We start from the raw sequence: 17774 nt of genomic DNA, 5'->3' as shown, positions 1-17774 counted from the left end.
TAATGAGCACCATTGACATCCTTTCGCCGGCAGGCGACAAGGCCGGTACCGTCGAGCTCCCCGCGGAGATCTTCGACGCGAAGACCAGCGTTCCGCTGATCCACCAGGTCGTTGTCGCTCAGCTGGCCGCTGCCCGTCAGGGCACGCACAAGACCAAGCGTCGTGGCGAAGTCCGTGGTGGTGGCCGCAAGCCGTACCGCCAGAAGGGCACCGGCCGCGCCCGTCAGGGTTCGACCCGCGCTCCGCAGTTCGTCGGCGGTGGCGTCGTCCACGGCCCGCAGCCGCGTGACTACTCCCAGCGGACCCCGAAGAAGATGAAGGTCGCCGCCCTCCGCGGTGCCCTCTCGGACCGTGCGCGTCACTCCCGCATCCACGTCGTCACCGGCGTGGTCGAGGGTGCCGCCTCCACGAAGGCCGCCAAGACGCTGTTCGGCAAGATCTCGGAGCGCAAGAACGTGCTCCTGGTCGTCGAGCGCGCCGACGAGGCCGCGTGGCTGTCCGCCCGCAACCTGCCCCAGGTCCACATCCTGGAGCCGGGCCAGCTGAACACGTACGACGTGATCGTCTCTGACGACGTGGTCTTCACTCAGGCCGCGCTTGAGTCCTTCGTGTCTGGCCCCAAGGCCGATGAGACCGAAGGGAGCGACGCCTGATGTCTGAGGCGACCGTTACCAGCAAGACCTTCACTGACCCGCGCGACCTGCTGATCAAGCCGGTTGTCTCGGAGAAGAGCTACGCGCTGCTGGACGAGAACAAGTACACGTTCATCGTCGCGCCCGGCGCCAACAAGACCCAGATCAAGCAGGCCGTCGAGGCGGTCTTCTCGGTCAAGGTCACCGGGGTCAACACGATCAACCGTCAGGGTAAGCGCAAGCGCACCAAGACCGGTTTCGGCAAGCGTGCGAACACCAAGCGCGCCATCGTGACCCTCGCTGAGGGCGACCGAATCGACATCTTCGGCGGCCAGGCCTCCTAACGGAGGTCTAGTCGTCCGGAATCGGACGAGGACTGAGAAATGGGTATCCGCAAGTACAAGCCGACGACCCCGGGCCGTCGTGGCTCCAGCGTCGCCGACTTTGTCGAGATCACGCGGTCCACGCCGGAGAAGTCGCTGGTTCGCCCGCTGCACAGCAAGGGCGGCCGTAACAACACCGGTCGGATCACTGTTCGCCACCAGGGTGGCGGTCACAAGCGCGCCTACCGCGTGATCGACTTCCGTCGTCACGACAAGGACGGCGTGCCGGCCAAGGTCGCGCACATCGAGTACGACCCCAACCGCACCGCGCGCATCGCGCTCCTGCACTACGCGGACGGCGAGAAGCGCTACATCATCGCGCCGAAGGCTCTGAAGCAGGGCGACCGGATTGAGAACGGCCCGACGGCCGACATCAAGCCCGGTAACAACCTGGCGCTCCGCAACATCCCGGTCGGTACCACGATCCACGCGATCGAGCTCCGTCCCGGTGGCGGCGCGAAGTTCGCCCGCTCGGCTGGTGCCTCGGTGCAGCTGCTCGCGAAGGAGGGCACCATGGCCCACCTCCGCATGCCGTCCGGCGAGATCCGTCTCGTCGACGCCCGCTGCCGCGCCACGGTCGGCGAGGTCGGCAACGCCGAGCAGTCGAACATCAACTGGGGCAAGGCCGGCCGTATGCGCTGGAAGGGCGTTCGCCCCTCCGTCCGCGGTGTCGCGATGAACCCGGTTGACCACCCGCACGGTGGTGGTGAGGGCAAGACCAGTGGTGGTCGCCACCCGGTCTCCCCGTGGGGTCAGAAGGAGGGTCGTACTCGCTCGCCGAAGAAGGCTTCGAGCAAGTACATCGTCCGCCGCCGCAAGACGAACAAGAAGCGCTAGGAGCGGGTTTAGATGCCGCGCAGTCTCAAGAAGGGGCCCTTCGTCGACGACCACCTCGTAAAGAAGGTGGACGTCCAGAACGAAGCCGGCACCAAGAACGTCATCAAGACCTGGTCCCGTCGCTCGATGATCATCCCCAGCATGCTGGGTCACACCATCGCGGTGCACAACGGCAAGACCCACGTCCCGGTGTTCGTCACCGAGTCGATGGTCGGCCACAAGCTCGGCGAGTTCTCGCCGACTCGCACCTTCCGCGGCCACGTCAAGGACGACCGGAAGTCGAAGCGCCGCTAAAGGCGGGGTGGTTACGACTATGACTTACACCGAAGGGACAACCATGGAAGCCAGGGCCCAGGCGCGGTACATCCGCGTCACGCCCATGAAGGCCCGCCGAGTGGTGGACCTTATCCGTGGCATGGATGCCACGGAGGCTCAGGCGGTCCTGCGTTTCGCCCCGCAGGCCGCGAGCGTGCCGGTTGGCAAGGTGCTGGACAGCGCCATTGCCAACGCCGCACACAACTACAACCACCCGGACGCCTCCACGCTGGTCATCAGCGAGGCGTTCGTGGACGAGGGCCCGACCCTGAAGCGGTTCCGTCCGCGTGCGCAGGGCCGTGCCTACCGGATCCGCAAGCGGACCAGCCACATCACCGTGGTCGTCAGCAGCAAGGAAGGTTCCCGGTAATGGGCCAGAAGGTAAACCCGCACGGGTTCCGGCTCGGCATCACCACCGACTTCAAGTCGCGTTGGTACGCCGACAAGCTGTACAAGGACTACGTCAAGGAAGACGTCGCCATCCGTCGGATGATGACGTCCGGCATGGAGCGCGCCGGCATCTCGAAGGTTGAGATCGAGCGCACCCGTGACCGCGTGCGTGTGGACATCCACACCGCTCGTCCGGGCATCGTCATCGGCCGCCGTGGCGCCGAGGCCGACCGCATCCGCGGTGACCTCGAGAAGCTCACGGGCAAGCAGGTCCAGCTGAACATCCTCGAGGTCAAGAACCCCGAGCTTGACGCTCAGCTGGTTGCCCAGGCCGTTGCCGAGCAGCTTTCCTCCCGCGTCTCCTTCCGTCGCGCCATGCGTAAGAGCATGCAGGGCACGATGAAGGCCGGCGCCAAGGGCATCAAGATCCAGTGTGGCGGCCGTCTCGGCGGCGCCGAGATGTCCCGCTCCGAGTTCTACCGCGAGGGTCGTGTGCCGCTGCACACGCTGCGCGCGAACGTGGACTACGGCTTCTTCGAGGCCAAGACCACCTTCGGCCGTATCGGTGTGAAGGTCTGGATCTACAAGGGCGACGTCAAGAACATCGCCGAGGTTCGCGCCGAGAACGCTGCGGCCCGTGCGGGTAACCGCCCGGCCCGTGGCGCGCAGGGCGCTGGCGACCGTCCCGCCGGCCGTGGTGGCCGTGGTGGCGAGCGCGGCGGCCGTGGTGGCCGCAAGCCGCAGCAGGCTGCTGGTGCCGAGGCCCCCAAGGCCGACGCTCCCGCCGCCGCTCCGGCCGAGAGCACCGGAACGGAGGCCTGACCGACATGCTGATCCCTCGTAGGGTCAAGCACCGCAAGCAGCACCACCCGAAGCGCAGTGGTATGGCCAAGGGCGGTACTGAGGTCACGTTCGGCGAGTACGGCATCCAGGCGCTGACCCCGGCGTACGTGACGAACCGCCAGATCGAGGCGGCTCGTATTGCGATGACCCGCCACATCAAGCGTGGCGGCAAGGTCTGGATCAACATCTACCCGGACCGCCCGCTGACGAAGAAGCCTGCCGAGACCCGCATGGGTTCCGGTAAGGGTTCTCCTGAGTGGTGGATCGCCAACGTGCACCCGGGCCGGGTCATGTTCGAGCTGTCCTACCCGAACGAGAAGATTGCTCGTGAGGCGCTCACCCGCGCTGCTCACAAGCTTCCGATGAAGTGCCGGATTGTTCGGCGCGAGGCAGGTGAGTCGTGATGGCGACGGGAACCAAGGCGTCCGAGCTGCGTGAGCTCGGCAACGAGGAGCTCGTTGGCAAGCTGCGCGAGGCCAAGGAAGAGCTGTTCAAGCTGCGCTTCCAGGCGGCCACGGGCCAGCTGGAGAACAACGGCCGGCTCAAGTCCGTCCGTAAGGACATCGCTCGCATCTACACCCTGATGCACGAGCGTGAGCTCGGTATCGAGACGGTGGAGAGCGCCTGATGAGCGAGAAGAACGTGACTGAGACCACTGAGCAGCGCGGTTTCCGCAAGACCCGTGAGGGTCTGGTCGTCAGCGACAAGATGGACAAGACCGTCGTCGTCGCCGTCGAGGACCGCGTGAAGCACGCCCTGTACGGCAAGGTCATCCGCCGTACGAACAAGCTCAAGGCTCACGACGAGCAGAACGCTGCCGGCGTCGGCGACCGCGTCCTCATCATGGAGACGCGTCCGCTGTCGGCGAGCAAGCGCTGGCGCATCGTCGAGATCCTCGAGAAGGCCAAGTAATTATCTGAGGCCCTGGACAACAAGTTCAGGGGCCCCTCAGGTTCGTTCCGCCAGGCTCGGTGGGGGCGGTAGCTCCTCGGAGTGAAACCCCCGCCGGGAACCGGCAGACAAACAGGAGATACACACGTGATCCAGCAGGAGTCGCGACTGCGTATCGCCGACAACACTGGTGCGAAGGAAATCCTTTGCATCCGTGTTCTCGGTGGTTCGGGTCGCCGCTACGCGGGCATCGGTGACGTCATCGTCGCCACCGTCAAGGACGCGATCCCCGGTGGCAACGTGAAGAAGGGTGACGTCGTCAAGGCGGTCATCGTTCGCACCGTCAAGGAACGCCGCCGCCAGGACGGCTCGTACATCCGCTTCGACGAGAACGCCGCTGTCATTCTCAAGAACGACGGCGACCCTCGTGGCACCCGTATCTTCGGCCCCGTGGGCCGTGAGCTGCGCGAGAAGAAGTTCATGAAGATCATCTCGCTCGCGCCGGAGGTGCTGTAAGCATGAAGATCAAGAAGGGCGACCTGGTTCAGGTCATCACCGGTAAGGACAAGGGCAAGCAGGGCAAGGTCATCATGGCCATCCCTACTGAGAACCGCGTCCTCGTCGAGGGTGTCAACCGGGTCAAGAAGCACACCAAGGCCGGTCAGACCGCTGGTGGTTCGCAGGCCGGCGGCATCGTGATCGTCGAGGCCCCGATCCACGTCAGCAACGTTCAGCTGGTTGTGGAGAAGGACGGCCAGAAGGTCGTTACCCGCGTCGGTTTCCGCTTCGACGACGAGGGCAACAAGATCCGCGTTGCCAAGCGGACGGGTGAGGACATCTGATGGCTACCACTCCGCGTCTCAAGACGAAGTACCGCGAGGACATCACCGGCAAGCTGCGTGAGGAGTTCTCGTACGAGAACGTCATGCAGATCCCCGGCCTCGTGAAGATCGTCGTCAACATGGGTGTGGGCGACGCCGCCCGCGACTCCAAGCTGATCGACGGCGCCATCAAGGACCTGACGACGATCACCGGTCAGAAGCCGGCCGTCACGAAGGCCCGCAAGTCCATCGCGCAGTTCAAGCTGCGCGAGGGTCAGCCGATCGGCTGCCACGTCACCCTCCGTGGTGACCGCATGTGGGAGTTCCTGGACCGTACGCTGTCGCTCGCGCTGCCGCGTATCCGTGACTTCCGCGGTCTGTCGCCGAAGCAGTTCGACGGCCGTGGCAACTACACCTTCGGTCTCACGGAGCAGGTCATGTTCCACGAGATCGACCAGGACAAGATCGACCGTACCCGGGGTATGGACATCACCGTGGTCACCACGGCGACCAACGACGCTGAGGGCCGCGCGCTCCTTCGTCACCTCGGCTTCCCCTTCAAGGAGGCGTAAGCGAGATGGCGAAGAAGGCTCTCATCGCGAAGGCTGCCCGCAAGCCCAAGTTCGGTGTGCGTGCGTACACCCGCTGCCAGCGCTGCGGTCGTCCCCACTCCGTGTACCGCAAGTTCGGCCTGTGCCGCGTCTGCCTTCGTGAGATGGCTCACCGTGGCGAGCTGCCGGGCGTGACCAAGAGCTCCTGGTAATTCCCTCTCGTCCGCAAGGACTTGGGAACTTCCAGGCACTCTCGGTAAGCATCTGGTCGGTGGGTGCCCTGCTCCGCATGCCGTAGGCTTGTGGGGTTGGGCGTCCGCCGTCCATAACGACTTACTACGCCGTAGGTCCCCGCACCGCACCCGTCCCGCCACAGAGTGGGGAGAGGGATGGCGCATACAGGAAACCCCGGCGAGAGAGGCCGAAGGCCACTTCATGACCATGACTGACCCGATCGCAGACATGCTGACCCGTCTGCGTAACGCTAACTCGGCGTACCACGACTCCGTCGTGATGCCGCACAGCAAGATCAAGTCGCACATCGCGGAGATCCTCAAGCAGGAGGGTTTCATCACCGGCTGGAAGGTCGAGGACGCCGAGGTCGGCAAGAACCTCGTCCTCGAGCTGAAGTTCGGGCCGAACCGTGAGCGCTCCATCGCGGGCATCAAGCGGATCTCGAAGCCCGGTCTGCGCGTGTACGCAAAGTCCACCAACCTGCCGAAGGTCCTCGGCGGCCTGGGCGTGGCGATCATCTCCACGTCCCACGGTCTCCTGACCGGCCAGCAGGCAGGCAAGAAGGGCGTAGGTGGGGAAGTCCTCGCCTACGTCTGGTAGTCGGGAACGGAGGAAAAGCAATGTCGCGAATCGGCAAGCTCCCCATCCAGGTTCCCGCCGGTGTGGACGTCACCATCGACGGCCAGACGGTCGCTGTGAAGGGCCCCAAGGGTTCCCTGTCGCACACCGTCAAGGCGCCGATCGAGATCGTCAAGGGTGAGGACGGCGTTCTGAACGTCACCCGCCCGAACGACGAGCGTCAGAACAAGGCCCTGCACGGCCTGTCCCGCACGCTGGTGGCGAACATGATCACCGGTGTGACCACGGGGTACGTCAAGGCTCTCGAGATCAGCGGTGTCGGTTACCGCGTCGCCGCGAAGGGCTCCGACCTGGAGTTCCAGCTTGGTTACAGCCACCCGATCCTGATCGAGGCGCCCGAGGGCATCTCCTTCAAGGTCGAGTCGCCCACCAAGTTCTCGGTCGAGGGCATCGACAAGCAGAAGGTCGGCGAGGTCGCCGCCAACATCCGCAAGCTGCGGAAGCCCGACCCGTACAAGGCCAAGGGTGTCAAGTACGCCGGCGAAGTCATCCGCCGCAAGGTCGGAAAGGCTGGTAAGTAGCCATGGCATACGGTGTGAAGATCGCCAAGGGCGACGCGTACAAGCGCGCTGCCAAGGCTCGCCGCCACATCCGCATTCGCAAGAACGTGTCGGGTACGGCGGAGCGTCCGCGCCTCGTCGTGACGCGTTCCAACCGCAACATCGTTGCTCAGGTCATCGACGACCTCCAGGGTCACACCCTGGCGTCCGCGTCGACCCTGGACACCTCGATCCGCGGTGGCGAAGGCGACAAGAGCGCCCAGGCCCAGGCCGTCGGCGCGCTCGTGGCCGAGCGTGCGAAGGCTGCCGGCGTCGAGACCGTTGTCTTTGACCGCGGTGGCAACCGATACGCCGGGCGCATTGCCGCTCTGGCTGACGCCGCCCGCGAAGCCGGGCTGAAGTTCTAAGCCCCGGTTCCGGGACTCACGGACGTAACAGAGAGAGGTAATCCAATGGCTGGACCCCAGCGCCGCGGAAGCGGTGCCGGTGGCGGCGAGCGGCGGGACCGGAAGGGTCGCGACGGTGGCCCTGCCGCCGAGAAGACCGCTTACGTTGAGCGCGTTGTCGCGATCAACCGCGTTGCCAAGGTTGTCAAGGGTGGTCGCCGCTTCAGCTTCACCGCGCTGGTCGTGGTGGGCGACGGTGACGGCACTGTAGGTGTCGGTTACGGCAAGGCCAAGGAAGTTCCCGCGGCCATTGCCAAGGGTGTCGAGGAAGCCAAGAAGTCCTTCTTCAAGGTTCCGCGCATCCAGGGCACCATCCCTCACCCGATCACGGGCGAGCGTGCCGCGGGCGTCGTGCTGCTGAAGCCGGCCGCCCCCGGTACCGGTGTTATCGCCGGTGGCCCGGTGCGCGCCGTTCTGGAGTGCGCCGGCGTTCACGACATCCTGTCGAAGTCGCTCGGCTCTTCCAACGCGATCAACATCGTGCACGCGACCGTGGCGGCCCTCAAGGGCCTGCAGCGTCCCGAGGAGATCGCGGCTCGCCGTGGTCTGCCCCTCGAGGACGTCGCCCCCGCGGCTCTCCTTCGTGCACGTGCCGGGGCGGGTGCGTAATGGCTCGCCTCAAGATCACGCAGACGAAGTCGTACATCGGCAGCAAGCAGAACCACCGCGACACGCTGCGTTCGCTCGGGCTCAAGCGCCTGAACGACGTCGTCGTCAAGGAGGACCGCCCCGAGTTCCGCGGAATGGTTCACACCGTCCGCCACCTCGTGACGGTTGAGGAGGTTGACTAATCATGGCTGAGAACAGCCCGCTGAAGGCCCACAACCTCCGTCCCGCCCCCGGCGCCAAGACCGCGAAGACCCGTGTCGGTCGTGGTGAGGCGTCGAAGGGTAAGACGGCCGGTCGTGGTACGAAGGGCCAGAAGGCCCGTTACCAGATCCCGCAGCGCTTCGAGGGTGGGCAGATGCCCCTCCACATGCGTCTGCCGAAGCTCAAGGGCTTCAAGAACCCCTTCCGCACCGAGTTCCAGGTTGTCAACCTGGACAAGCTCGGCGCTCTCTACCCCGAGGGTGGAGAGGTCACGGTGGCCGACCTGGTCGCCAAGGGCGCGGTGCGCAAGAACAGCCTCGTCAAGGTCCTGGGCCAGGGCGAGCTCTCCGTGGCGCTGCAGGTTTCGGTTGACGCCGTCTCCGCTTCCGCCAAGGAGAAGATTGCCGCTGCCGGCGGCACCGTCACTGAGCTCGTCTAAGACGAAACTCGGTGATTAATAGCTGAAACCCAACCGGGGATGCCTCACATATGGGGCATCCCCGGTTGGTCGTTCCACGGGGGGCACTGTCGCCGGTAAGGTGGCCTGCACCTTTGCTTGTACGTATTCGTCGATCCCTCAGACCGTCACCTCTGACGCAGTAGCGCGGGGGTCGCAGGAGGCACCGTGCTCACCGCGTTCGCCCAGGCGTTCAAGACGCCTGACCTGCGCAAGAAGCTGCTCTTCACGCTCGGCATCATCGTGCTGTTCAGGCTCGGGTCCCACATCCCGGTACCCGGCGTGAGCTACAAGAACGTTCAGATCTGTGTCGACCAGCCGGGGAACAGCAACGGGCTGTTCGGCCTGGTCAACCTGTTCAGCGGCGGTGCGCTGCTGCAGATCACGATCTTCGCGCTCGGCATCATGCCGTACATCACGGCGAGCATCATCCTGCAGCTGCTGACCGTGGTCATCCCGAAGCTGGAGAACCTCAAAAAAGAGGGTCAGTCCGGCACGGCGAAGATCACTCAGTACACGCGCTATCTGACGGTCGCGCTCGCGATCCTGCAGGGCACCGGCCTCGTGGCCACCGCCCGCAGCGGCGCCCTGTTCCAGGGCTGCCAGGTCGCCAGCCAGATCGTCCCGGACCGGTCGATCTTCACCACTGTCGTCATGGTCATCACGATGACCGCCGGCACCTGCGTCGTCATGTGGCTCGGTGAGCTCGTGACCGACCGCGGCATCGGCAACGGCATGTCGATCCTCATGTTCATCTCCATCGCCGCCGGCTTCGTCAGCGCGCTGTGGGGGATCAAGGTCCAGGGCAAGATCGCGGGCGGCTGGGTCGAGTTCGGCGTGGTCATCCTCGTCGGTCTCGCGATGGTCGCCCTCGTGGTCTTCGTCGAGCAGGCGCAGCGCCGGATCCCGGTCCAGTACGCGAAGCGCATGATCGGCCGCAGGGCCTACGGCGGTACCTCGACCTACATCCCGCTCAAGGTCAACCAGGCGGGTGTCATCCCGGTCATCTTCGCCTCGTCGCTGCTGTACATCCCGGCGCTGATCGTTCAGTTCAGCGGTTCGACCGCCGGCTGGGCGACGTGGATCAGCAAGCACTTCGTCAAGGGCGACCACCCTTACTACATCGCCGCCTACTTCCTCCTGATCGTTTTCTTCGCGTTCTTCTACGTGGCGATCTCGTTCAACCCCGAGGAAGTTGCAGACAACATGAAGAAGTATGGTGGGTTCATCCCGGGCATCCGCGCCGGCCGACCCACCGCCGAGTACCTCAGCTACGTACTCAACCGGATCACCTGGCCGGGGTCGCTGTACCTGGGTCTCATCGCTCTTGTGCCGACGATGGCGTTGGCGGGCTTCGGCGCGAACCAGAACTTCCCGTTCGGCGGGACGAGCATCCTCATCATCGTGGGTGTCGGTCTGGAGACCGTGAAGCAGATCGAGAGCCAGCTCCAGCAGCGCAATTACGAAGGGTTCCTCCGCTGATGCGAATCGTCCTCGTCGGACCTCCCGGTGCGGGCAAGGGAACGCAGGCCGCGTTCCTTGCCAAGAACCTGTCGATCCCGCACATCTCCACGGGCGACCTCTTCCGCGCCAACATCAGCAAGGGCACGGAGCTCGGCCGCAAGGCGAAGGCGATCATGGAGGCGGGCCAGCTGGTCCCCGACGAGATCACCATCGCCATGGCTCAGGACCGCATGGAGCAGGCCGACGCCGCGGGCGGCTTCCTGCTCGACGGCTTCCCCCGCAACGTCTCGCAGGCCGAGGCCCTCGACGCCTACCTCAAGGCCGGGGACCTGAAGCTGGACGCGGTCCTCGACCTGGAGGTCGAGGAGGACGAGGTCGTCAAGCGGATCGCCGGCCGCCGGGTCTGCCGCAACGACTCCTCGCACGTCTTCCACGTCACGTACGCGGCGCCGAAGACCGAGGGCGTCTGCGACACCTGCGGTGGCGAGCTCTACCAGCGCGGTGACGACTCGGAGGAGACCGTCCGCAACCGGCTGGACGTCTACCACACGCAGACCGAGCCGATCATCGACTACTACAAGGCCCAGGGCCTGCTGGTGACCATCCCGGCCCTCGGTGAGGTCGCGGACGTCACGCAGCGCGCGATGGACGCCCTCAAGAAGTAGTCCCCTCGTTGTGCAGGTACGGCCGCGGTGTCCCCAGGGCATCGCGGCCGTACTGTTGAAAAGACCCGATTCAAAGGTGGAAGGCACTCTCCATGGTCCAGATCAAGACCCCCGAGCAGATCGCGAAGATGCGCGAGGCGGGGCTGGTCGTCGCCGCGATCCACGCGGCGACTCGTGAGGCGGCCGTTCCGGGCGCCACGACGCGGGATCTGGACATGGTGGCCCGCAAGGTCATCGCCGACGCCGGCGCGAAGTCGAACTTCCTCGGGTACGGCGGTTTCCCCGCGACCATCTGCACCTCGGTGAACGAGGTCGTCGTCCACGGCATCCCGGACGACAAGACGGTCCTCAAGGACGGCGACGTCATCTCGATCGACGCCGGCGCGATCGTGGACGGCTGGCACGGCGACGCGGCGTACACGGCCTTCGTGGGCACGGGGCACGCGCCTGAGCTCGTCGAGCTGTCCCGGGTGACCGAGGAGTCGATGTGGGCCGGCATCGCCGCCATGAAGCTCGGCAACCGCCTCGTGGACATCTCCAAGGCGATCGAGGGCTACATCCGCCGGCAGCCGCGTCCCGCGACCGGCAAGTACGGGATCATCGAGGACTACGGCGGCCACGGCATCGGTTCCGAGATGCACATGGACCCCCACCTGCTGAACTACGTCTCGCGCAAGCGGGGCAAGGGCATCAAGCTGGTCCCGGGCGTCTGCCTGGCGATCGAGCCCATGGTCTCCCTGGGCACCGCCCAGACGGAGGTCCTGGCGGACGACTGGACGGTCATCACGACCGACGGCACCTGGTCCTCGCACTGGGAGCACTCCATCGCGCTGACCGAGGAGGGCCCGATCGTGCTGACCAGCCCGGACTGCGGCAAGGCCCGCCTGGCGGCCTACGGCGTCACGACGGCGCCCGATCCGCTGGGCTGAGCCGCAGGTTAATGATCTAGTCTGTGGGGCAAACTTTCCGGATTCGTCTTTCTGGGTGCCCTGACGTAGACTGACTCGTCGGCTCCTTTGCACCCGCATGTCTTCATGCGAAGCGGGGAGCTGATCAAGGTAGCCGATTCGAAAGGCGAAGCGTGGCCAAGAAGCAAGGTGCCATCGAAATCGAGGGCACCGTGATCGAGTCCCTCCCGAACGCGATGTTCAAGGTGGAACTCCAGAACGGTCACAAGGTCCTCGCGCACATCAGCGGCAAGATGCGGATGCACTACATCCGAATCCTGCCCGATGACCGGGTCGTGGTGGAGCTTTCCCCGTACGACCTGACGCGTGGCCGGATCGTCTACCGATACAAGTAGATCTTGTCTTCGCTCCCGTCCGGGCTTTTCGTCCGGGCGCGGGTGGTGGCACTGACCCGGAGAACCTCACCAACATGAAGGTCAAGCCGAGCGTCAAGAAGATCTGCGACAAGTGCAAGGTGATCCGCCGTCACGGCCGGGTCATGGTCATCTGCGACAACCTGCGCCACAAGCAGCGCCAGGGCTGACGCACGCCGACCGACCTGCCTTCCGCAGTTCTTCGCGCGACGTAAGAAAAACGTACATACGCAGAACCCGCCCAGCCCTTCACGGGGCCGGCGGCACCTCCGGCGGGGGCCGGGGACCCGGGCGTACCACCACCCATCAGGAGTGGTCGGCGGTCGGGGGCGGTTCTGCTGAAGACCCCCGAACACACAGGAGCCATTGAATGGCACGCGTTTCCGGTGTTGACATCCCGCGCGAAAAGCGCGTGGAGATCGCACTCACCTACGTCTTCGGTGTCGGTCGCACCCGGTCCAAGGAGATCCTTGCGGCCACCGGTGTGAACCCCGACACCCGCGTTCGTGACCTGGCCGAAGAGGACCTGGTCAAGATCCGCGAGTACGTGGACGCCAACCTCCGCACCGAGGGTGACCTCCGCCGCGAGATCCAGGCCGACATCCGCCGCAAGGTCGAGATCCAGTGCTACCAGGGTATCCGCCACCGTCGCGGCCTCCCGGTGCACGGTCAGCGCACCAGCACGAACGCTCGTACCCGCAAGGGTCCGCGTCGCGCGATCGCCGGTAAGAAGAAGCCGGGCAAGAAGTAGTCCTGTTCAGCGGTCTTGCGCTGTAGGACCGACCACCTCCCGTAGGAGATTTAGATGCCCCCCAAGGGTCGTCAGGGCGCTGCCAAGAAGGTGCGCCGCAAGGAAAAGAAGAACGTCGCTCACGGGCACGCCCACATCAAGAGCACGTTCAACAACACCATCGTTTCGATCACCGACCCCTCGGGCAACGTGATCTCCTGGGCCTCCGCCGGCCACGTCGGCTTCAAGGGCTCGCGCAAGTCCACCCCCTTCGCCGCGCAGATGGCCGCCGAGTCGGCCGCCCGCCGCGCGCAGGAGCACGGCATGCGCAAGGTTGACGTCTTCGTCAAGGGTCCGGGCTCCGGCCGCGAGACCGCGATCCGCTCCCTGCAGGCCACTGGCCTGGAGGTCGGCTCGATCCAGGACGTCACCCCCACCCCGCACAACGGCTGCCGTCCGCCGAAGCGCCGCCGCGTCTGACGCAGCGACGCCCGTGCGTCTTTGAGTGTCCGGGCGGTACGGACCCTTTCGGGGGGACGTACCGCCCGTACCCTTGCTGTACCTGGCTTTACCCGTCGGGCGTCAAATAGTGGGCGTCCACGACTGAAGGAACACAGACATGCTTATCGCTCAGCGTCCTTCGCTGACCGAAGAGGTCGTCGACGAATACCGCTCGCGGTTCGTGATCGAGCCGCTGGAGCCGGGCTTCGGCTACACCCTCGGCAACTCGCTGCGTCGTACCCTCCTGTCCTCCATCCCGGGTGCCGCTGTCACCAGCATCCGCGTGGACGGCGTCCTGCACGAGTTCACCACCGTGCCGGGCGTCAAGGAAGACGTCACCGACATCATCCTCAACATCAAGCAGCTGGTCGTCTCCTCGGAGCACGACGAGCCGGTCGTGATGTACCTGCGCAAGCAGGGTCCCGGCCTGGTCACCGCTGCTGACATCGCGCCCCCGGCCGGTGTCGAGGTGCACAACCCGGACCTGGTCCTCGCCACGCTCAACGGCAAGGGCAAGCTGGAGATGGAGCTGACCGTCGAGCGCGGTCGCGGCTACGTCTCCGCCGTCCAGAACAAGCAGCTGGGCCAGGAGATCGGTCGCATCCCGATCGACTCCATCTACAGCCCGGTCCTCAAGGTCACCTACAAGGTCGAGGCGACCCGAGTCGAGCAGCGCACCGACTTCGACAAGCTGATCGTCGACGTCGAGACCAAGCAGGCCATGCGCCCGCGCGACGCCATGGCGTCCGCCGGCAAGACCCTGGTCGAGCTGTTCGGCCTGGCGCGCGAGCTCAACATCGACGCCGAGGGCATCGACATGGGCCCCTCGCCGACGGACGCGGCCCTGGCCGCCGACCTGGCGCTGCCGATCGAGGAGCTGGAGCTCACGGTCCGCTCGTACAACTGCCTCAAGCGCGAGGGCATCCACTCCGTGGGTGAGCTCGTGGCCCGCTCCGAGGCCGACCTGCTCGACATCCGCAACTTCGGTGCGAAGTCGATCGACGAGGTCAAGGCGAAGCTCGCCGGCATGGGCCTGGCCCTCAAGGACAGCCCGCCCGGGTTCGACCCGACCGCCGCCGCCGACGCCTTCGGCGCCGACGACGACGCGGACGCCGGTTTCGTCGAGACCGAGCAGTACTAAGCACCACCCGTAGAACTTTCCCGCGGCGTCCGCCCCGGGGGAACTGACACCGGTACCTGACACGGCCGGTGCAGATATGAAGGAGTATCACCATGCCGCGTCCCGCAAAGGGTGCCCGTCTGGGCGGCAGCGCCGCGCACGAGAAGCACCTCCTCGCGAACCTCGCGAAGTCGCTCTTCGAGCACGGCCGCATCACGACGACCGAGGCCAAGGCCCGCCGCCTGCGTCCGGTCGCCGAGCGTCTGATCACCAAGGCGAAGAAGGGCGACATCCACAACCGTCGCCTCGTTCTGCAGACGATCACGGACAAGAGCATCGTGCACACGCTGTTCACCGAGATCGCCCCGCGTTACGAGAACCGCCCCGGTGGTTACACGCGCATCACCAAGATCGGCAACCGTCGTGGCGACAACGCCCCGATGGCCGTGATCGAGCTGGTCGAGGCCCTTACGGTCGCCCAGCAGGCCACCGGTGAGGCCGAGGCCGCCACCAAGCGCGCGGTCAAGGAGGCGGAGGCCACCGAGGCTCCCGCCGCCGAGGAGACCAAGGAGGCCTGATCCCTCCGGGATCACGCCGAACGGCTCTGAACGGGCCCGCCCCCTTTGCGGGGGGCGGGCCCGTTCTGCATGTCTGAGAGGATCTGTCGCGTGAGTGACGAGGTGGAGCCCGGGCACGTCCGGGTGCGGCTGGACCTGTCGTACGACGGGAAGGACTTCTCCGGCTGGGCGAAGCAGCGCGTGCTGCGGACCGTCCAGGGCGAGCTGGAGTCCGCCCTGACGACCGTGATGCGGCTGCCGGACCCGGTCGAGCTGACCGTGGCCGGGCGGACCGACGCCGGGGTGCACGCCCGCGGGCAGGTCGCGCAGTTCGACGTGGCCGAGGAGGTGTGGGCCGAGCACCACGACAAGCTGCTGCGCCGGCTCGCCGGGCGGCTGCCCCACGACGTACGGGTGTGGAAGGTCGCCGAGGCCCCCCAGGGCTTCAACGCGCGGTTCTCCGCCATCTGGCGCCGCTACGCCTACCGCGTCGGCGACCACCAGGGCGGCGTGGACCCGCTGCGCCGCGGGCACGTGCTGTGGCACCAGTGGCCGCTGGACGTCGACGCCATGAACCGGGCCGCCGCCGCGCTGCTCGGGGAGCACGACTTCGCCGCGTACTGCAAGAAGCGCGAGGGCGCCACGACGATCCGTACGCTCCAGCAGCTCAGCTGGGAGCGGGCCGAGGACGGGATCGTCACCGCGACCGTGCGGGCCGACGCCTTCTGCCACAACATGGTCCGCTCGCTGGTGGGCGCGCTGCTGCACGTCGGCGACGGGCACCGGCCCGTCGAATGGCCCGGCCAGGTGCTGGCCGCGGGCGTACGGGACTCCTCGGTGCACGTGGTGAAGCCGCACGGGCTCACCCTGGAGGAGGTCGGCTACCCGGCGGACGAGCTGCTCGCCGCGCGCAGCAAGGAGGCGCGCAACCTGCGCACCCTCCCGGCCGCCGGCTGCTGCTGACCGGTTCCGCGCGGGGCCGCCGGCGGCAATCCGTTTGGGCGGGCCCGGTGCGGGGCTGTTGAATGCCCCGCATGGGACATCTCGAAGCCAGCCACCTGGAGTACTACCTTCCCGACGGGCGGGTCCTGCTCCCCGACGTCTCCTTCCGGGTGGGGGAGGGGTCGGTCGTCGCCCTCGTCGGGGCGAACGGGGCCGGCAAGACCACCCTGCTGAAGATGATCTCCGGGGAGCTCCAGCCGCACGGCGGCGGGATCACCGTCTCCGGCGGCCTCGGCGTGATGTCGCAGTTCGTGGGGTCGGTGCGGGACGAGACGACCGTGCGCGACCTGCTGGTGTCGGTGGCGCAGCCGCGGATCCGGGAGGCCGCGAAGGCCGTGGACCGGGCCGAGCAGCTGATCCTCACGGTGGACGACGAGGCCGCGCAGATGGCGTACGCGCAGGCGCTCAGCGACTGGGCCGACGTACAGGGCTACGAGGCGGAGACCCTGTGGGACGTCTGCACGATGGCCGCGCTGGCGATCCCGTACGACACCGCGCAGTTCCGCGAGGTGCGCACGCTCTCGGGAGGTGAGCAGAAGCGGCTCGTGCTGGAGGCGCTGCTGCGCGGGCCGGACGAGGTGCTGCTGCTCGACGAGCCGGACAACTACCTGGACGTTCCGGGCAAGCGGTGGCTGGAGGAGCAGCTGAAGGCCACCCGCAAGACGGTGCTGTTCGTCTCGCACGACCGGGAGCTGCTGACCCAGGCCGCCGAGAAGATCATCAGCCTGGAGGCGAGCCCGACGGGCTCGGACGTCTGGGTGCACGGCGCGGGCTTCGACACGTACCACGACGCCCGCAAGGAGCGCTTCGCGCGCTTCGAGGAGCTCAAGCGGCGCTGGGACGAGGAGCACGCCCGCCTGCGGGCGCTGGTGCTGCGGCTGCGCAACCAGGCGGCGAGCAGCCCGGACATGGCCTCGCGGTACCGGGCGATGCAGACCCGCTTCCAGAAGTTCGAGGAGGCCGGTCCGCCGCCGGAGCCGCCGCGCGAGCAGGACATCCGGATGCGGCTCAAGGGCGGGCGTACGGGCGTGCGCGCGCTCACCGTGGAGAACCTGGAGCTGACGGGGCTGATGAAGCCCTTCTCGCTGGAGGTCTTCTACGGCGAGCGGGTCGCGGTGCTCGGCTCGAACGGCTCCGGGAAGTCGCACTTCCTGCGGCTGCTGGCGGGCGAGGACGTCAAGCACACGGGTACGTGGAAGCTGGGCGCCCGTGTGCTGCCGGGGCACTTCGCGCAGACCCACGCGCATCCGGAGCTGTTCGGCCGGACGCTGGTCGACATCCTGTGGACGGAGGCCGCCAAGCCCCTGGGCGCGGCGATGGGCGTCCTGCGGCGCTACGAGCTGGAGCGCCAGGGGGAGCAGCCGTTCGAGAAGCTCTCCGGCGGGCAGCAGGCGCGCTTCCAGATCCTGCTGCTGGAGCTGGCGGGGACGACGGCGCTGCTGCTGGACGAGCCGACGGACAACCTGGACCTGGAGTCGGCGGAGGCGCTGCAGGACGGGCTGGAGTCGTACGACGGCACTGTGCTGTGCGTCACGCACGACCGGTGGTTCGCCCGCACATTTGACCGTTATCTGGTCTTCGGTTCGGACGGGGTGGTGCGGGAGACTCGGGAGCCGGTCTGGGACGAGCGGCGCGTGGAGCGCGAGCGGTCCTAGGGGCGGGCGG

Annotated in this window: 30 protein-coding genes; all 30 read left to right on the top strand. The window is 66.6% G+C overall.

Going from position 1 to position 17774, the window contains the following annotated elements; translation table 11 throughout:
* Nucleotides 1–2: 2 nt before the first annotated feature.
* The 30 genes from rplD to IE248_RS04415 all read left to right on the top strand — a co-directional run bounded on the left by rplD (nucleotide 3) and on the right by IE248_RS04415 (nucleotide 17764).
* Nucleotides 3–653, top strand: coding sequence for a 50S ribosomal protein L4 (gene rplD, locus IE248_RS04560; RefSeq protein WP_008739719.1), 651 nt, complete (start codon nucleotides 3–5; stop codon nucleotides 651–653).
* Nucleotides 653–976, top strand: a complete 324-nt coding sequence (gene rplW / locus IE248_RS04555; protein ID WP_037792012.1) for a 50S ribosomal protein L23 — start codon at nucleotides 653–655, stop codon at nucleotides 974–976. Before rplD ends, rplW begins: the two co-directional genes overlap by 1 nt.
* Nucleotides 977–1015: 39 nt before the next feature.
* Nucleotides 1016–1852 carry a 50S ribosomal protein L2 gene (gene rplB, locus IE248_RS04550; RefSeq protein WP_008739715.1) on the top strand — a complete coding sequence of 279 codons (837 nt, stop codon included), beginning with the start codon at nucleotides 1016–1018 and terminating at the stop codon, nucleotides 1850–1852.
* Between the two features lie 12 nt (nucleotides 1853–1864).
* Nucleotides 1865–2146, top strand: a complete 282-nt coding sequence (gene rpsS / locus IE248_RS04545; protein ID WP_008739713.1) for a 30S ribosomal protein S19 — start codon at nucleotides 1865–1867, stop codon at nucleotides 2144–2146.
* Between the two features lie 43 nt (nucleotides 2147–2189).
* Nucleotides 2190–2537, top strand: coding sequence for a 50S ribosomal protein L22 (gene rplV, locus IE248_RS04540; RefSeq protein WP_037792011.1), 348 nt, complete (start codon nucleotides 2190–2192; stop codon nucleotides 2535–2537).
* The gene (gene rpsC, locus IE248_RS04535) at nucleotides 2537–3379 is read left to right on the top strand and encodes a 30S ribosomal protein S3 (RefSeq protein ID WP_008739710.1); all 843 of its coding nucleotides are present in this window, start codon (nucleotides 2537–2539) and stop codon (nucleotides 3377–3379) included. Before rplV ends, rpsC begins: the two co-directional genes overlap by 1 nt.
* A 5-nt stretch (nucleotides 3380–3384) precedes the next feature.
* The gene (gene rplP, locus IE248_RS04530; RefSeq protein WP_008739704.1) at nucleotides 3385–3804 is read left to right on the top strand and encodes a 50S ribosomal protein L16; all 420 of its coding nucleotides are present in this window, start codon (nucleotides 3385–3387) and stop codon (nucleotides 3802–3804) included.
* The gene (gene rpmC / locus IE248_RS04525; protein WP_008739703.1) at nucleotides 3804–4028 is read left to right on the top strand and encodes a 50S ribosomal protein L29; all 225 of its coding nucleotides are present in this window, start codon (nucleotides 3804–3806) and stop codon (nucleotides 4026–4028) included. The genes rplP and rpmC overlap by 1 nt, the downstream gene beginning before the upstream one ends.
* Nucleotides 4028–4312: a 30S ribosomal protein S17 gene (gene rpsQ / locus IE248_RS04520; protein WP_008739702.1), complete on the top strand. Its 285-nt coding sequence runs from the start codon at nucleotides 4028–4030 to the stop codon at nucleotides 4310–4312. The genes rpmC and rpsQ overlap by 1 nt, the downstream gene beginning before the upstream one ends.
* A 126-nt stretch (nucleotides 4313–4438) precedes the next feature.
* Nucleotides 4439–4807, top strand: coding sequence for a 50S ribosomal protein L14 (rplN, locus tag IE248_RS04515; RefSeq protein ID WP_008739701.1), 369 nt, complete (start codon nucleotides 4439–4441; stop codon nucleotides 4805–4807).
* A gap of 2 nt (nucleotides 4808–4809) precedes the next feature.
* Nucleotides 4810–5133 carry a 50S ribosomal protein L24 gene (gene rplX, locus IE248_RS04510; RefSeq protein WP_008739700.1) on the top strand — a complete coding sequence of 108 codons (324 nt, stop codon included), beginning with the start codon at nucleotides 4810–4812 and terminating at the stop codon, nucleotides 5131–5133.
* The gene (gene rplE / locus IE248_RS04505; RefSeq protein ID WP_037792008.1) at nucleotides 5133–5684 is read left to right on the top strand and encodes a 50S ribosomal protein L5; all 552 of its coding nucleotides are present in this window, start codon (nucleotides 5133–5135) and stop codon (nucleotides 5682–5684) included. The genes rplX and rplE overlap by 1 nt, the downstream gene beginning before the upstream one ends.
* 5 nt (nucleotides 5685–5689) lie before the next feature.
* Nucleotides 5690–5875, top strand: coding sequence for a type Z 30S ribosomal protein S14 (locus tag IE248_RS04500; RefSeq protein ID WP_003956452.1), 186 nt, complete (start codon nucleotides 5690–5692; stop codon nucleotides 5873–5875).
* A gap of 223 nt (nucleotides 5876–6098) precedes the next feature.
* Nucleotides 6099–6497 carry a 30S ribosomal protein S8 gene (gene rpsH, locus IE248_RS04495; protein WP_008739698.1) on the top strand — a complete coding sequence of 133 codons (399 nt, stop codon included), beginning with the start codon at nucleotides 6099–6101 and terminating at the stop codon, nucleotides 6495–6497.
* A 20-nt stretch (nucleotides 6498–6517) separates the two neighbouring features.
* Nucleotides 6518–7057, top strand: coding sequence for a 50S ribosomal protein L6 (gene rplF / locus IE248_RS04490; protein ID WP_008739697.1), 540 nt, complete (start codon nucleotides 6518–6520; stop codon nucleotides 7055–7057).
* Between the two features lie 2 nt (nucleotides 7058–7059).
* A complete protein-coding gene (gene rplR, locus IE248_RS04485) occupies nucleotides 7060–7443 on the top strand; it encodes a 50S ribosomal protein L18 (RefSeq protein WP_008739696.1) in 384 nt (127 codons plus the stop codon).
* Nucleotides 7444–7488: 45 nt separating this feature from the next.
* Nucleotides 7489–8091, top strand: coding sequence for a 30S ribosomal protein S5 (gene rpsE / locus IE248_RS04480; protein WP_008739695.1), 603 nt, complete (start codon nucleotides 7489–7491; stop codon nucleotides 8089–8091).
* On the top strand, nucleotides 8091–8273 hold the full coding sequence (gene rpmD / locus IE248_RS04475; protein WP_005313525.1) for a 50S ribosomal protein L30: 183 nt from the start codon (nucleotides 8091–8093) through the stop codon (nucleotides 8271–8273). The genes rpsE and rpmD overlap by 1 nt, the downstream gene beginning before the upstream one ends.
* 2 nt (nucleotides 8274–8275) lie before the next feature.
* Nucleotides 8276–8731: a 50S ribosomal protein L15 gene (gene rplO, locus IE248_RS04470; protein WP_008739693.1), complete on the top strand. Its 456-nt coding sequence runs from the start codon at nucleotides 8276–8278 to the stop codon at nucleotides 8729–8731.
* Nucleotides 8732–8917: 186 nt separating this feature from the next.
* Nucleotides 8918–10231, top strand: a complete 1314-nt coding sequence (secY, locus tag IE248_RS04465; protein ID WP_008739692.1) for a preprotein translocase subunit SecY — start codon at nucleotides 8918–8920, stop codon at nucleotides 10229–10231.
* On the top strand, nucleotides 10231–10878 hold the full coding sequence (locus tag IE248_RS04460) for an adenylate kinase (protein WP_008739691.1): 648 nt from the start codon (nucleotides 10231–10233) through the stop codon (nucleotides 10876–10878). Before secY ends, IE248_RS04460 begins: the two co-directional genes overlap by 1 nt.
* 92 nt (nucleotides 10879–10970) lie before the next feature.
* On the top strand, nucleotides 10971–11807 hold the full coding sequence (map, locus tag IE248_RS04455; protein ID WP_008739690.1) for a type I methionyl aminopeptidase: 837 nt from the start codon (nucleotides 10971–10973) through the stop codon (nucleotides 11805–11807).
* Between the two features lie 152 nt (nucleotides 11808–11959).
* On the top strand, nucleotides 11960–12181 hold the full coding sequence (gene infA, locus IE248_RS04450; protein WP_003956442.1) for a translation initiation factor IF-1: 222 nt from the start codon (nucleotides 11960–11962) through the stop codon (nucleotides 12179–12181).
* Between the two features lie 74 nt (nucleotides 12182–12255).
* A complete protein-coding gene (rpmJ, locus tag IE248_RS04445) occupies nucleotides 12256–12369 on the top strand; it encodes a 50S ribosomal protein L36 (protein WP_003956441.1) in 114 nt (37 codons plus the stop codon).
* A 200-nt stretch (nucleotides 12370–12569) separates the two neighbouring features.
* Nucleotides 12570–12950: a 30S ribosomal protein S13 gene (rpsM, locus tag IE248_RS04440; RefSeq protein ID WP_008739674.1), complete on the top strand. Its 381-nt coding sequence runs from the start codon at nucleotides 12570–12572 to the stop codon at nucleotides 12948–12950.
* A gap of 54 nt (nucleotides 12951–13004) precedes the next feature.
* The gene (gene rpsK / locus IE248_RS04435) at nucleotides 13005–13409 is read left to right on the top strand and encodes a 30S ribosomal protein S11 (protein ID WP_003956432.1); all 405 of its coding nucleotides are present in this window, start codon (nucleotides 13005–13007) and stop codon (nucleotides 13407–13409) included.
* 139 nt (nucleotides 13410–13548) lie between these two features.
* A complete protein-coding gene (locus IE248_RS04430) occupies nucleotides 13549–14571 on the top strand; it encodes a DNA-directed RNA polymerase subunit alpha (RefSeq protein WP_008739666.1) in 1023 nt (340 codons plus the stop codon).
* A 92-nt stretch (nucleotides 14572–14663) separates the two neighbouring features.
* The gene (rplQ, locus tag IE248_RS04425; protein WP_008739665.1) at nucleotides 14664–15128 is read left to right on the top strand and encodes a 50S ribosomal protein L17; all 465 of its coding nucleotides are present in this window, start codon (nucleotides 14664–14666) and stop codon (nucleotides 15126–15128) included.
* A gap of 90 nt (nucleotides 15129–15218) precedes the next feature.
* A complete protein-coding gene (gene truA, locus IE248_RS04420) occupies nucleotides 15219–16070 on the top strand; it encodes a tRNA pseudouridine(38-40) synthase TruA (RefSeq protein WP_073794663.1) in 852 nt (283 codons plus the stop codon).
* A gap of 71 nt (nucleotides 16071–16141) precedes the next feature.
* The gene (locus IE248_RS04415) at nucleotides 16142–17764 is read left to right on the top strand and encodes an ATP-binding cassette domain-containing protein (protein ID WP_373301463.1); all 1623 of its coding nucleotides are present in this window, start codon (nucleotides 16142–16144) and stop codon (nucleotides 17762–17764) included.
* Nucleotides 17765–17774: the final 10 nt, after the last annotated feature.

Source organism: Streptomyces goshikiensis, from assembly GCF_014650555.1.
In the GTDB taxonomy this organism is placed as follows: Bacteria; Actinomycetota; Actinomycetes; order Streptomycetales; family Streptomycetaceae; genus Streptomyces; species Streptomyces goshikiensis.
The sequence above is the reverse complement of the archived record's forward strand: the minus strand, read 5'-3'. Positions and strand labels throughout refer to the sequence as shown.

Coding starts and splice junctions, on each gene's coding strand:
- rpsH (WP_008739698.1), top strand. CDS start 6,099: ATGACCATGACTGACCCGATCGCAGACATGCTGACCCGTCTGCGTAAC.
- rpsK (WP_003956432.1), top strand. CDS start 13,005: ATGCCCCCCAAGGGTCGTCAGGGCGCTGCCAAGAAGGTGCGCCGCAAG.
- map (WP_008739690.1), top strand. CDS start 10,971: ATGGTCCAGATCAAGACCCCCGAGCAGATCGCGAAGATGCGCGAGGCG.
- IE248_RS04415 (WP_373301463.1), top strand. CDS start 16,142: ATGGGACATCTCGAAGCCAGCCACCTGGAGTACTACCTTCCCGACGGG.
- rpsS (WP_008739713.1), top strand. CDS start 1,865: ATGCCGCGCAGTCTCAAGAAGGGGCCCTTCGTCGACGACCACCTCGTA.
- rplV (WP_037792011.1), top strand. CDS start 2,190: ATGGAAGCCAGGGCCCAGGCGCGGTACATCCGCGTCACGCCCATGAAG.
- rpsM (WP_008739674.1), top strand. CDS start 12,570: ATGGCACGCGTTTCCGGTGTTGACATCCCGCGCGAAAAGCGCGTGGAG.
- rpsE (WP_008739695.1), top strand. CDS start 7,489: ATGGCTGGACCCCAGCGCCGCGGAAGCGGTGCCGGTGGCGGCGAGCGG.
- rpmD (WP_005313525.1), top strand. CDS start 8,091: ATGGCTCGCCTCAAGATCACGCAGACGAAGTCGTACATCGGCAGCAAG.
- rplW (WP_037792012.1), top strand. CDS start 653: ATGTCTGAGGCGACCGTTACCAGCAAGACCTTCACTGACCCGCGCGAC.
- rplX (WP_008739700.1), top strand. CDS start 4,810: ATGAAGATCAAGAAGGGCGACCTGGTTCAGGTCATCACCGGTAAGGAC.
- rplE (WP_037792008.1), top strand. CDS start 5,133: ATGGCTACCACTCCGCGTCTCAAGACGAAGTACCGCGAGGACATCACC.
- rplD (WP_008739719.1), top strand. CDS start 3: ATGAGCACCATTGACATCCTTTCGCCGGCAGGCGACAAGGCCGGTACC.
- rplR (WP_008739696.1), top strand. CDS start 7,060: ATGGCATACGGTGTGAAGATCGCCAAGGGCGACGCGTACAAGCGCGCT.
- rplO (WP_008739693.1), top strand. CDS start 8,276: ATGGCTGAGAACAGCCCGCTGAAGGCCCACAACCTCCGTCCCGCCCCC.
- rpmJ (WP_003956441.1), top strand. CDS start 12,256: ATGAAGGTCAAGCCGAGCGTCAAGAAGATCTGCGACAAGTGCAAGGTG.
- rpsQ (WP_008739702.1), top strand. CDS start 4,028: ATGAGCGAGAAGAACGTGACTGAGACCACTGAGCAGCGCGGTTTCCGC.
- IE248_RS04430 (WP_008739666.1), top strand. CDS start 13,549: ATGCTTATCGCTCAGCGTCCTTCGCTGACCGAAGAGGTCGTCGACGAA.
- rpmC (WP_008739703.1), top strand. CDS start 3,804: ATGGCGACGGGAACCAAGGCGTCCGAGCTGCGTGAGCTCGGCAACGAG.
- rplQ (WP_008739665.1), top strand. CDS start 14,664: ATGCCGCGTCCCGCAAAGGGTGCCCGTCTGGGCGGCAGCGCCGCGCAC.
- rplB (WP_008739715.1), top strand. CDS start 1,016: ATGGGTATCCGCAAGTACAAGCCGACGACCCCGGGCCGTCGTGGCTCC.
- rplP (WP_008739704.1), top strand. CDS start 3,385: ATGCTGATCCCTCGTAGGGTCAAGCACCGCAAGCAGCACCACCCGAAG.
- IE248_RS04500 (WP_003956452.1), top strand. CDS start 5,690: ATGGCGAAGAAGGCTCTCATCGCGAAGGCTGCCCGCAAGCCCAAGTTC.
- IE248_RS04460 (WP_008739691.1), top strand. CDS start 10,231: ATGCGAATCGTCCTCGTCGGACCTCCCGGTGCGGGCAAGGGAACGCAG.
- rpsC (WP_008739710.1), top strand. CDS start 2,537: ATGGGCCAGAAGGTAAACCCGCACGGGTTCCGGCTCGGCATCACCACC.
- rplF (WP_008739697.1), top strand. CDS start 6,518: ATGTCGCGAATCGGCAAGCTCCCCATCCAGGTTCCCGCCGGTGTGGAC.